At 51.8% G+C, this 12592-nt stretch carries 12 protein-coding genes; 5 read left to right on the top strand and 7 right to left on the bottom strand.

Translation table 11 applies throughout. The features are described 5' to 3' along the window. The 6 genes from aroC to F4Z13_01790 form a co-directional block, all read right to left on the bottom strand. The coding region (aroC, locus tag F4Z13_01815; GenBank protein MXZ47983.1) for a chorismate synthase at positions 1 to 712 on the bottom strand (712 nt) is incomplete at its 3' end. A 13-nt stretch (positions 713 to 725) separates the two neighbouring features. After that, positions 726 to 1712, bottom strand: a complete 987-nt coding sequence (locus F4Z13_01810) for an SDR family oxidoreductase (GenBank protein ID MXZ47982.1) — start codon at positions 1710 to 1712, stop codon at positions 726 to 728. A gap of 115 nt (positions 1713 to 1827) precedes the next feature. Next, positions 1828 to 2838, bottom strand: coding sequence for a tRNA preQ1(34) S-adenosylmethionine ribosyltransferase-isomerase QueA (gene queA / locus F4Z13_01805; GenBank protein MXZ47981.1), 1011 nt, complete (start codon positions 2836 to 2838; stop codon positions 1828 to 1830). An 11-nt stretch (positions 2839 to 2849) separates the two neighbouring features. After that, the gene (locus tag F4Z13_01800; protein MXZ47980.1) at positions 2850 to 4052 is read right to left on the bottom strand and encodes an argininosuccinate synthase; all 1203 of its coding nucleotides are present in this window, start codon (positions 4050 to 4052) and stop codon (positions 2850 to 2852) included. A 42-nt stretch (positions 4053 to 4094) separates the two neighbouring features. Continuing rightward, positions 4095 to 4523: a hypothetical protein gene (locus F4Z13_01795; protein MXZ47979.1), complete on the bottom strand. Its 429-nt coding sequence runs from the start codon at positions 4521 to 4523 to the stop codon at positions 4095 to 4097. Positions 4524 to 4615: 92 nt separating this feature from the next. Further along, positions 4616 to 5983, bottom strand: coding sequence for a Fic family protein (locus F4Z13_01790; protein ID MXZ47978.1), 1368 nt, complete (start codon positions 5981 to 5983; stop codon positions 4616 to 4618). A gap of 265 nt (positions 5984 to 6248) precedes the next feature. Between F4Z13_01790 and F4Z13_01785 the strand changes: the two genes are divergently transcribed. The 5 genes from F4Z13_01785 to F4Z13_01765 all read left to right on the top strand — a co-directional run bounded on the left by F4Z13_01785 (position 6249) and on the right by F4Z13_01765 (position 11308). Next, on the top strand, positions 6249 to 7442 hold the full coding sequence (locus F4Z13_01785) for a DUF1214 domain-containing protein (GenBank protein MXZ47977.1): 1194 nt from the start codon (positions 6249 to 6251) through the stop codon (positions 7440 to 7442). A 10-nt stretch (positions 7443 to 7452) separates the two neighbouring features. Further along, positions 7453 to 8709 (top strand): sulfotransferase, encoded by a 1257-nt coding sequence (locus F4Z13_01780; GenBank protein MXZ47976.1) that lies wholly within the window; start codon positions 7453 to 7455, stop codon positions 8707 to 8709. Positions 8710 to 8765: 56 nt separating this feature from the next. Further along, positions 8766 to 9767 (top strand): SDR family NAD(P)-dependent oxidoreductase, encoded by a 1002-nt coding sequence (locus F4Z13_01775; GenBank protein ID MXZ47975.1) that lies wholly within the window; start codon positions 8766 to 8768, stop codon positions 9765 to 9767. An 82-nt stretch (positions 9768 to 9849) separates the two neighbouring features. After that, positions 9850 to 10854: an SDR family NAD(P)-dependent oxidoreductase gene (locus tag F4Z13_01770; protein MXZ47974.1), complete on the top strand. Its 1005-nt coding sequence runs from the start codon at positions 9850 to 9852 to the stop codon at positions 10852 to 10854. Next, complete coding sequence (locus tag F4Z13_01765; protein MXZ47973.1) at positions 10841 to 11308, top strand: SRPBCC domain-containing protein; 468 nt, start codon at positions 10841 to 10843, stop codon at positions 11306 to 11308. The genes F4Z13_01770 and F4Z13_01765 overlap by 14 nt, the downstream gene beginning before the upstream one ends. 58 nt (positions 11309 to 11366) lie before the next feature. Here the strand turns inward: F4Z13_01765 and F4Z13_01760 are convergent, their stop codons facing one another. Beyond that, a complete protein-coding gene (locus F4Z13_01760) occupies positions 11367 to 12458 on the bottom strand; it encodes a methyltransferase domain-containing protein (GenBank protein ID MXZ47972.1) in 1092 nt (363 codons plus the stop codon). Positions 12459 to 12592: the final 134 nt, after the last annotated feature.

Genomic DNA, 12592 nt, shown 5'->3' with positions numbered 1-12592 from the left:
CCCCTATGCTCATAAGAGCGCGCGCGAGGTCCGCGTCAAGCTTGCTGAACACGGGCTCGCCGAGACCCGTAGGAAGCCCCCGGGACACTACCTCAACGGTTCCTCCGACGGAATCTCCCTCCTTTCTGACCGATTCTATAAGGTCGATCATTCTCTTTGCTGCTTGCGGGTCGGGACAGCGGACGGGATTTTCCTCGATCCGGTCAAAATCAATGTCCTCGGCGACTATGTCTCCCACCTGCTTTACGTACCCCGTGGTAGTCACTCCGTGGGAATTAAGGATTTTTTTGGCTATCGCGGCTGCGGCCACCCTTCCGACCGTTTCCCGCGCCGAGGAGCGACCGCCTCCCCGGTGGTCCCTGCGCCCGTACTTCTCGTCGTAGGTGAAATCGGCGTGGCCGGGACGGTAGACGTCCTTTATGTCCTCGTAGGATTTCGATTTGGCGTCTGTGTTTCTCACCATCATGGATATGGGAGTTCCGAGGGTTCTTCCGTCAAAAACGCCCGAGAGTATCTCGATTGCGTCGGCTTCCTTTCTCTGGGTCGTGATCCTGCTCTGCCCCGGACGCCTCCTGTCAAGTTCGTACTGTATGTCCTCGGCGCAGATCTCAAGTCCCGCGGGGCAGCCGTCAACTACAACTCCCAGAGCGGGGCCGTGGGACTCCCCCCAGGTGGTAATTCTGAAAAATCTTCCGAAACTGTTTGCCGCCACTTTGCTCCCTTTCTTACTTCAGATAGCCGTTTTCCCTGAACCACTCCACGGTCTTCCGTATAGTCTGCTCGATCGGAGTCACCGTGAATCCGAGTTCCCTTACGGCCTTTGAATTGTCAGCATGCCAGTTATACCTTGAAAGCTTTATGGAATCGATGTCGAGCGTGGAATAATTCGGAAATCCGAGTCCCAGAACCCTCTCAAGTAGAAACGCAGTGGTGTAAGCAAACACGTAGGGAATCTTGATCTTGGGAGCGGAGACGCCGGTTATCTCTTCTAGAAGGGCGAAATAACCCCGCACATTGACGTTCTCGTTTGCGAGTATGTAGCGCTCTCCGGGCTTTCCGTTCTTCTCCGCGAGCAGGTGTCCGTTCGCAACGTCTTCAACGTCGACAAGGTTAAAGGTGCCGTCCATGTAACCAGGGAATCTTTTCTTGCAGAACCACAGAACCGATCCCGAACTTGAAAGATAGATATCCCCCGCGCCGAGAACCACCGAAGGGTTCGTTATAACCACCGGAAGGCCCTTTTCGCTGAAGCTCTTCGCCTCTCTTTCCGCAAGATACTTGCAGTTCATGTACCCTATCCCATCGGAGTATAGATCGTACTGGGTGGATTCGGTTACCGGGGAACCGTCCCGCTCGACCCCGATAGCAGCCACGCTGCTTGTGAAAACAACCTTGGATACGCCCACGTCCATGGCGGCGGAGAGAACATTCGAAGCACCACGCACGTTAATATCCAGCATTTTCTGGTGATCCGATTTCTTAAACGACACGAACCCAGCCGTATGGAAAAGCGTGTCGCATCCGGAGAAAGCGGCCTTAAGAGAATCCAGATCTCCAACATCTCCGTAAACCTTCTCAATGTCGAGAGAATCTATGTTTTTAGTATTGCTTGTCTTTCTGACAAGAACCTTGACCCGGTCTCCTCTCTCAACCAGCTTTCTGGTTATATGCGATCCTATAAACCCGGTCGCTCCCGTAACTACTGTCGCCATCTGCTATTTTCCTCCTAGGAAATTGATTGAAGAAAAACATTTTTCCCAAGAGTATAACAATTCCGCCTGATAATGTACAAAAACAAACCCGAGGACGTACAAAGTTAAAAACCCCTCACACTATCATCATCGAGTCGCCGTAACTCAAAAACCTGTAACCACGCGATATCGCCTCCTCATAAGCGGCAAGGGCCAGATCCCTTGTGCCGCAGAACGCGGAGACAAGCATGAGAAGGGTTGAGCGGGGCATATGGAAATTGGTTATCAGAACGTCTACAAACCGGAATTTGTAAGGAGGTTTTATAAAAAGATCCGTCCTTCCGGAAAAAGGCCGCATCTCCCCGATGTCTCCCTCTGCCGACTCAAGGGCCCTCGTAACCGTGGTCCCCACGGAAATAATCCTTCTTTTCTGCGCCTTGGCTTCGTTTACCGCCTCTGCGGTCTCCCGTGGAACCGAGACGCGTTCTGAATGCATTGCGTGGTTATCGATAAGCTCTTCCTTTACGGGCCTGAAGGTTCCCTCCCCCACATGCAGAGTGACATGCTTCATCAGAACGCCCTTTTCGCAAAGATCCGAGATAAGTTCAGGGTCGAAATGAAGCCCGGCCGTCGGAGCGGCGACCGCTCCCTCCTCGGTCGCGTAAACAGTCTGATAGGTCTTTTTATCCGAAGGCTCGGGTTCTCTTCCTATGTAGGGTGGAAGCGGCATCCGGCCCGCGCTGCTGATGACCCGCTCGACGGGTTCACTGAATCTTATCGTCCAGCTTTTATCGGGTTCCCTCTCAAGGCTGCCCGACACCCCTCCGTCAAGGGAGACCCGAAGACCCTCGGCCGGATTCTTAAAAAGCACCTTCCACCGGGTCTCATCCTTTTTCTCCGTAAGGAGAAACTCCACGGCCCCCCTTCGTTCCACGTGCCCAGTAAGCCTCGCGGGAATAACCCTCGTGTTGTTAAGAATCATGAGGTCGCCGGGGCGGAGCAAATTCCTAAGATCAGAGAACCTGGCGTGGGAAAAACCCTGCGTTTTCCTGTCAACCACAAGGAGCCTTGAGGAGCTGCGCTCAGAAAGCGGGTACTGGGCGATCAGCCGGCTGGGAAGATCGTAGTTGAATTGATCCGTTTTCATCCGCAAAAGGGCTATTTGCTCTCAAGAAGTTTTTTCATGGAAAGGCGGAGGGAGTTCAGCCTTATGAACCCGGTAGCGTCTGACTGGTCGTAAACTGAATCCTCCTCGAAAGTGGCCAGATTCTCGCTGTAAAGCGAATTCGGAGACTTTCTCCCGCAGACTGTGACGTTCCCCTTGTAAAACTTGAGCCTTACCGTGCCGCTTACGTTCTTCTGGCTCTGTTGGATGGCGGCGCTCAGCATTTCCATCTCGGGGGAAAACCAGAAACCGTAGTAGATAATTTCCGATATCTTCGGAATCAGGGAATCCCGAAGACGCATCACTTCCCTGTCCATGGTGATCGACTCAAGAGCCCTGTGCGCTACGTGAAGAACCGTGCCGCCCGGGGTCTCGTACACCCCCCTTGACTTCATGCCGACGAACCTGTTTTCAACAATGTCTACCCTCCCGACGCCGTTTGCTCCGGCGACATCGTTCAGGCAGCCAAGAAGCGCCGAGGGAGAAAGCCCCTCTCCGTCAACCGAAACGGGAATACCCCCTTCAAATCCGATTTCCACATAGACCGGTCGGTCGGGAGCCGCTTCGGGAGAAACCGTCATCTCGAACATATCCTCGGGAGGCTCTGCCCAAGGGTCCTCCAGGATTCCTCCCTCATAACTTGTATGAAGAAGATTGCGGTCGCAGCTGTAGGGTTTTTTCTCGGTCACCGTGACGTCTATTCCGTTTTCCCTTGCGTAATTCACAAGATCGGTTCTTGATCTGAAATCCCACTCGCGCCAAGGGGCTATGATCTTTATGTCGGGGTGCAGAGCGTAGAAGGTAAGTTCGAAGCGGACCTGGTCGTTTCCCTTGCCCGTAGCTCCGTGGGAAACCGCGAAGGCCCCCTCGCGCTTTGCTATCTCAATCTGCCTTTTCGCTATAAGGGGACGCGCTATGGATGTGCCCAGAAGATAACTGCCCTCATACACGGCGTTTGCGCTTATCGCGGGGAAAACGTAGTCCCTTACGAACTCGTCTCTTAGGTCTTCGATGAATACCGCGCACGCTCCGGTATCCCAGGCTTTCCGCTCCGCCTCCTGCAAGTCCTCTTTCTGTCCTATGTCAGCCACGTAGGCTATGACATCGGAGTCGTACTCGTTTACAAGCCACTTTAGAATCACGGAGGTGTCAAGCCCCCCGGAATAGGCGAGAACTATCTTTTTCTTTTCTGACATTTTATTTCCGCTCCGGAGTTTCTGTGCCCGCCAGAGGCCTGGTCAGGGCATGTCCAGATTCTGCTCAGACTTGGGGCGAAGATCCAGAAGAGAAAATTTTGCTCCCTTGTTCTGGTAGAACTTTTCAAGCGCAAGCCCCGCGTATTCTATTTTCTGAAGATCATCTCCAGCGTAGGTAAGGTTTTTAACCTCCCCGGAGAGTTTGCACGAAAACGGTATGTCCTTATCCGGCCTTTCCTGGCAGATAAAACCTATGTCTATCTGCCCGCTCAAATCCATGCTAAGAGAAACAATGTATCCCACCGCGAGCTTAACGCTCTGCAGTTCAATCACCATGATTTTTGCCTTGCTCGAATCTTCCTCGTCTCCGACTTCCATCACGTAGCCGTAGTAGTTAATTTCCTTGTTCTGCTCGCTTAAGGAGTTCATGTACCAGTAATCTTCCGAATCGAGCCAGGACATTATTTTCATTTTTCTTTCCTCCGGGGATTCACATGGATATTCTAGGAGATTATATACTATTATCCTGTCTTTGGGTAAAGGTAGGGATTAAGTCTGAACTGTCATTCTTCTGTCTTTTCCGCCATCTTCTTCAGAATTTCGAGAAAATCCTTTTTTCCTTCCGCCACAAATTCCCTTATTTCTGAATCTTTCCACACATGCCTGTCTTTTCTTTCTTTTAACGTTGCTAAGTCGCTTGGCTCAGCCTTTGTTCTCATCCGGTATTCAAAATCACTGGGTCTTTTTCTTATCAGCAACTCTGCTTTCATCCCAAATGTTTCAGATGCCTTGTAATTTTCATACAAAACCTCTAATCCAAACGGTTTGCTTTCTTCTCCTTCTCCCCACCTTCTTATATATTCTTTGAGCTTTTCCTCCAACGTATACCCGGGAAGCGTCCTTTCATAATCGCTCGGTTTAAAGGAAACCCTGCTTGAGTAAAAAAGTTCATCAAACTGCTTGAATTGATTTTCAAATACTCCAAGAAGGGTTATCCAGAACTGCTCATATATTTCTTCTATGTCTCCCCTTGACAGGGGTCTTACATCCTTTAACCCTCTGGCTTTTTCTACCTTGATAAAAATATCAATCTCTTTGTCAACATCTCGGGGTTCGCTTATATCCTCTCCCTTCGCCGCCTTGACCCCGATCTCAAGCCACGAGATCAGGCTTTTGCCAAGATAAACGGCAAGCGCTTCGATATTCCCTGTATCCGCTTTCTGGATGGCGGAAATATAGCCCTCCCTGTCTTCGCTTTTGATGACAACAGGAGGGTAGCCGAACCGCATAAGAGCATAGTTTATCCATAAGCGCACTATGCGGCCGTTGCCGTCGTCAAAAGGATGAATAAGAATGAACCGGTGATGCAGCTCCGCCAGAAAAGACGCTATTGAAGCCGGATGAGATTCAATATTTTCCCTGAACCATTCCATCAGTTCCCGCATTTTCGCCGGGGTTTCTTCGGGAAGGGAAAATCTGAAGATTTCTCCAGTCGCAGTTCTTACGTGATTGGGTTGGTTTTTGTACTGCCCCGGAAGGATTTGTTTGCGCGTAGGCTGCCCGTCAGGGGTTTTGGCCTCTTTCCAGAAAGGCTCCTTGAGAATGATCAGATTCAGGCTGCGTATGTCCGCTTCCGTTAGACAGTACTCCTTGTCTTCGGCAAATTCTCTTACTTTACTTATTCCCACATTATGGGCTTTCATCTCCTCGTAGTCGCGCAGGGGATGACCACCCTCGGCGCGCCCGTGGATAAGCAGAAGTTCCGTCTCGCTGTAGGTCAGAGTATTGCCCTCTATACGGTTGGAGTTATAGTTCCATTCAAGCCGGATTTTCTCCCAAAGCCGTTCGTCATTCTCACGGCTGAGAGGTTGCAGCGAAGACCATTCTTCATAGAGACCCTGAATGTGTTTGTCAGTTTCTGCAAGAGACATCTATACTCTCCCTTTCAAAACTAATTCTAAGCCTTCTGAACTCACGTATTCATCATACATTTTTCTTCCAATTCCGTATATATTCAGCGGCCCGAGGATCTTTATATTCCGCGGTCTTTATGACAAAATAATTGCCATTTTCTGTATGTCTTATACATTTGCTTAAAGGGTACAACGAGCTTTTGTTCTCGGACAGAACCTGTGCCGGAAAACATCGAAAAACACATCCGCAAGCGATAAGATCAGTTCCGCCCAGAGGTACGCTATGCAAAAATTCGCGATCCGTCTTCTCGCCCTGTTTCGAAAGACATCTCTTTTCATCCGGAAGCTGCGCGGCAAAACAGAAGCCGACCTGGCCGCCGAACGGATAGTCAGCGGAAAATCCTGGGATGAGTTCTGCGATACTTTAAAGGCCGCGGGAGCAACCTTGAATTTCCCGAAGGCGCCCAGAGACGCATTCAATCAGGCGGAAGGATATCGGTACTTAAGCCGCATCGCCCGGGCCGGACTGATGGCATTTATCGAGCATGCCGACCCGAAAGCACCCGTGCTTCATCGCGTGGTCAACGAAACAACCAAGCTGGGTGCGGACAATCCCGATAACTTCTACCAGACAGCGGCCCTAAGCGGCGAGTATGAATACAAAATCACGGGGCGGCGCAACAATATTGCGTACCTAAGCTTCGGCACCCAGTCCGGTAACTACGGGCAAGGACGAGGACTGCCTCCAACAGGGCATATAGAGTCTGACCAGATAGAAACCGATGAAGACGGGTACTTCGAACTGATACTCAGCTGTAAACCTCAAAGCAAAAATTGGCTCCCCATGACACCGGAAACCGGCACATTGCTGGTGCGTCAGACTTTCTGTGATCGCGAAACAGAAACTCCGGCAGACTTGCGGATAGAACGGATCAACTGTTCTGAAGATGAACGCCGCCCTTCTCCATTGACGCCGAAACAGCTTGATGAAGGACTGAAAACCGCGGGAACGCTCGTGGCAGGCGCACCGCTTCTGTTCGTCAAGTGGGCCCGGGATTTTCAAAAGCATACTAACGAACTGCCGATGTTCCCGCCGGAAGTATCGCTGGCCGCCGGGGGTGATCCCAATATCATTTACTACCACAGTCACTGGAAAGTGGCGGAAGACGAAGCGCTTTTGATAGAAGTAACGCCGCCTGAGTGCGAGCACTGGAACTTCCAGTTAAACAACTACTGGATGGAATCGCTCGACTACCGCTATCACACGATACACACTAACAAGCATCTTGCTCGCTGCGAAAATGACGGTTCCGTACGCCTGGTGGTAGCTCACGAGGATCCCGGCCATCCCAACTGGCTCCAGACAGCCGGACATTCTTCCGGCACGATGTGCTTGAGGTGGGTGCGCGCCAGGGAACATCCCAAACCGCGGACCAGGTTGGTAAAGTTAACTGACCTTAAGCAGCTGCTGAGCTGAACAATTCGCCATGGCCAGAAAGAACCTGCAGACTTCTACAGACTATAAGAACCCCTATCGTCCCCTTCCCGTAAGGATTTTCAATTCCGCGGGGAAGCTGGTTGAAAACCTCGGATTGTCGAGCTCCCTTGATATTGAAAAACTCACCGCCGCCGCGATCCGGAAAGCAGGGCTTCGGGATTTTGGGGACGACGGGCATTTTGAGGCCTTGGAGGTTCTCATAAATTCGATTAATGAAGAAGCCGAGCTTACCCAGACCGGCAGGCTGATACAGAAAATTCGACTCGCAAGCGCACTGGTTCATCGCTTGCGGATTGAGGAACTGCTGAAACAGCGCCCCGAAATACACGAGATCGATCTGGGGAAGATTATCCTGATCACGGGACTGCAGCGCAGTGGAACAACAATACTGCACAGGCTGCTGAATTCCCATCCTGATATTCGAGGCGTGTCGGGCGCGGAAGCACTCAACCCGTTACCCGCAAGAAACAAGGCCGAAGAAACGATCACTCGGAATTTGCATGCGATCCTCGCGCAGCGACTGATTTCGTATCTGTCCCCGCAGTTCATGGCGGTTCACCCCATTGACCACAAGGAACCGGAAGAAGATGTAATGCTCCTTGATCTTAACTTTATGAGCCAGGCGCCGGAAGCCACAATGCATGTGCCAAGCTACTCACGGTGGCTTGAGGAACAGGACCACACGCAGACCTATGAGTATTTCCACAAGGTGCTCAAGATTCTGTGCTGGCAGCGTCCCGCCAGCAACTGGGTGCTGAAAACTCCGCATCATATGGAATATCTGGATGTATTTCTTAAAGTTTTTCCCACCGCGACAGTCGTGCAGACCCACCGCGATCCTCAAAAAACAATGCCCTCTTTCTGCAGTATGGTTGCTCACAACCGCGGTATATTCAGCGACCATGTGGACCCGTGGGAAATCGCGAGACACTGGTCAAAAAAGGCCCGCAGGATGGTCGAGTTAACCATCCGGTCCCGGGACAAAACGGATTCCGATCGATTCGTCGACGTTTCGTACTACGACCTGATGAAGGATCCGATCGCCGAGCTTCGCCGGATTTACCTGAAGGCCGGGATTGATTTTGACGCTGAGTCGGCACGGCAAGCCGAGACTTTTATGAAGAGAAATCCGCAAAACCGCTTCGGCAGGCACGTCTACCATTTAAGTGATTTCGGGTTGAGCGAGAAAATTATTGAAGATCATTTCTCTTTTTATCGCGAAAAGCATAAAATTCCTTTTGAGTAGTCTATGCGAATTCAGGCAACCTTAAAAGACCGGAAAACAGTACGGAGAAACCCGCGATGAAGCGAAAAACAAAACAGATGGGCGACGGTTCCTTCATAGACGCTATAATCATCGCAATTCGAGATCTGGCGCAACCCAAGGTGTCGGAAGTGAACCCCGTTCCGAAACACGTACGTATCGACGGCAAAACCTGTCTGATAACCGGAGCGAATAGCGGACTCGGCAGGGCCGCCGCGGCCGAGCTCGCGAGGCGAGGCGCAAACATGATTCTGGCCTGTCGACCCGGTCATACGAAGACATGCGATGAAATAAAGAGACTGTCCGGTTCTGAGAACGTGGAAATGATGGAAGTGGACCTCTCGGATCTTCGGTCGGTGCACCGTCTCTGCGATCAGCTGAGCAGCCGCAACGTCAAAATTGATATCGCGGTTCTAAACGCAGGCCTGGCGCTCCAAAAGGCGACCAGAACGCCACAGGGATACGAGACAATGTTCACGGTTCATTTCCTCGCAAGTCGCGTCATGATTGACCGGTGGTTAAAAGACGGCGTGATCCGTCCGTCCGGCCAGGCAGGAGAGACGCCACGAATTATCTTCGTCTCATCCGAAGCTCATCGATCCTCTCATACCATCGATTTTGACCGCCTCGGGGAATTTACCGATTACAAGCCCGGAGAAGGCTTCAAGTACTACGGTATCAGCAAGCTTGTTATGTGTACGTTCGCGACTGAACTCTCGCGCCGTCTGAACACGGGTGGCAGAACCGAGGTTGCGGTTCACTCAATGTGTCCGGGAGGCGTCGCCACGAACATTTCGCGGGAAACACCGTTCATTCTGAAGCCCCTAGTCAACCCGCTGCTGAGATATTTTTTTCAGTCCCCGGAAGAAGCTATCGGACCGGTAATCTACTTGTGCTGCGCGGAAGAGGCCGGTACCGACACAGGCATCTACCTGCATTTAATGCAGCGAAAGTCAGTGTCTCCCGCGGCGGCGGACGAGAAAAACGGAACCAGGCTGTGGGAAGCAAGCAAACCCCTAGTCACCAATTCCCGAGAGTGAGTCCTGCAGCCGGCCGCGCTTTTGTGTTATATAAAGATCAGCTGTACGCGAGACCACGCTTTATACATAATACTGTTTCCACATGCCTAAGACGTTCTCAAAATCCGTAACTCATATCATGCGGTTGTTCACGAGCAAGCCGATGGCGGAAGAAACTGATATGTCGGGTCGGAACGTCATTGTGACAGGTGCCGCTCCTAATTCAATCGGCTACGAAACGGCCAGGATCCTCGCAAGCTGGGGAGCCACGGTAGTTGTCACCAGTATTCACGATGTTGAACTGATGGAAAACTCTTTAAGGAAAGACTTGCGAATCATTGGCGCCGATGAGAAAAAGATTAAAGCCCGCAGGTTAGACCTCTGCGATGTTAAAAGCGTCAATGATTTCACGACGTGGTACCGGAAAAATTACAACGACCGGTTGCACGTACTTGTCAATAACGCGGGGATTCACAAGAATATCCTTAATCCGAGAAAAAAGCCGCCCATGACGAAAGACGGTTTCGAAATTCACTGGCGGACTAACTTCCTCGGAACTTTCCACCTGACGAGCCTGCTGATTCCGCTTCTCAAGCAGAACGGTCTTGAAAGCGGAGACGCGCGAATTGTGAACGTGACTTCCCACCTGCACGATAGAGTGAAAAACAAGAGCATGTTTGGCGATTACGGGGACTATCACTCCTGGGATGCTTACGGGCTGTCAAAACTGGCGTTAGTCCACTTTACTTTCGAGATCCAGAGGCGATTTGCCGAAAAGTACAACCTCCAGTCGGCGGCGGTGCACCCCGGCTCTGTTATGACTAACCTTATGCAGACTCAGGAATACGAAGGGAGGATCGGGTATATTCTAAATAGAATCTGTTCCGCGCTCGCGTCTGTTGTCCTGCTGCGTCCGGTATTCGGCGCGCAGACTTCCGTGATGTGCGCCAGCAAGTACCCACTCCAAGGTGGGAAATATTACGTGCGTTGCGAAACAGCGGAATCATCCGGCGATACGAAAGACCGGGATGTGTCGAAACTTCTATGGGACAACTCGGATGCATGGGTTAAAACTCTAGCCGGGAGCAGCGAAAATGAGCATCAATAGAGAAGTACATACCGACCGCATTCAGATCGACGCGCCCATTGACTTCGTTTGGGATGTCCTGACTGACGTCGAGAATTACGGCGAGTGGAATCCGTTCACACCTCGAGCCAGAACCGATTTTAAAATCGGGTCGCCCGTTCGTCTATTGGTAAGAATGGGGCCCACAAAATTCAGAATAACTGAAACTTTATGCGCATTTGAAAAACCACGCCTTCTTGCCTGGAGCAGGAATTTCGGAACTTCCTGGCTCTTGTTTGTGGTGCGGGAGCAGCATCTGGAACCTGTAAGCGACACAAGCTGCACCTACCATAATGTTGACCTGTTAAGCGGCGTGCTTTCACCGTTCGTCTCGCTGTTTTTCGGCGGTTACATGCGTCGCGGATTTGGCGATGTGGGAGCGGGATTGAAACTTCGCGCGGAGGCTCTGTATCGGGAGACGAAAAACCGCAGATAACCTGCTCCACCCTGTGACCGTACCCGCAACCGTACCGGGGCCTGTTACATTGCATGAATTATCCCGGCTTGCACGCCTTGTGGTAGTACATGGGCGTAAAAATTCCCAGACGTCCTGCGGCCACGAGACTGTCAGCCGCGGTATTGAGAATTTCCTGTACCTTGGATGACCCTCTCGGTACGGCGCGTACATCTTCCAGAACGCGCAGGGCCACCGAAGTGATTTTGCGGCCAAGCGCCGTTCTCGGCAATCTCCTCAGATTCAGGCTGCTGCCTTCCAGCGGCTGATACCACGGCGTCCTGATGTCGGCGTCCAGAGCGCGATCAAACGCCTCGACAAGTTCGAAACCAACTGCCCGCAGGCCGTCGTTTACCTGCGTGAATGAAGCGATTTGCGAAAGAGCGTTGCCGTATTCGATTCCTTCCCTGAGTTCTCGGTGCCCGGGGTTTCCGCCGTCGTAAAGGGGGGTCATGCACCAATCGTAACCGACAAAGACCGCGCCGGGCCGCAATACACGAAATATCTCGGCAAAGGCGGCGACTTTGTCCGGAGCATGAGGGAGGGCCTCGATATGGTAAGCCGCGTCGAAGCTCCCGTCTTCCGCCTGTATATTCAGGAAATCGCCGTGGAGGACGCTGCAGAGATGGTCCAAGCCAGCCTTGCCGTTATACGCGGAGCACTTTGCGAGCTGATATTCGCTGATGTTGAGGCCCACGATCGAAGCTCCGTACTTTCTTGCGAGAGAACGCAGGGGTCCGCCCACGCCGCACCCGACATCAAGCACCTTCATTCCCGGCTTCAGTCCGATGGCTTCGCCCAGAAAATACTCATGGTTGGCAATGGATTCCCCGAAAGACACCCCGGGCTCCATCAGCGCGAAGTGAAACGACTGTCCCCATCCATACTCGTAAGCATCAGTGATGAGGTCGTAAAACGCCGTTACCATGCTGGCATACTCTTCCTTGCCGCGCCCTTGGCTTCTGCGGTACTTTGACAGCACTTCCGTCGTGTCCTCCGGCCGAACCGCCTTCGAAATTGGGGTACGGAAGTCAGCTGCCACGGATATTCCCTCCAAGCAAATCGTCGTCGGGGTAGAACTGCCGATACCACTTGCGCATATCGCCCAACAAGGAACCTTCACCCTCAGCATCCAAGGGGCGTTTCCGGTAAATTTTCCTTTTCCATATATCCAAGTCCTCTTTCCATTGCGAGATCCAATTCCCGACCACGTAGGACTTCCTGTTTTTTAGCAAGCTTAAATTTATGTATAGTGCGAATTTCCTT

It is taken from the genome of Candidatus Dadabacteria bacterium, from assembly GCA_009837205.1.
Lineage (GTDB): Bacteria > Desulfobacterota_D > UBA1144 > Nemesobacterales > Nemesobacteraceae > Nemesobacter.
The sequence above is the reverse complement of the archived record's forward strand: the minus strand, read 5'-3'. Positions and strand labels throughout refer to the sequence as shown.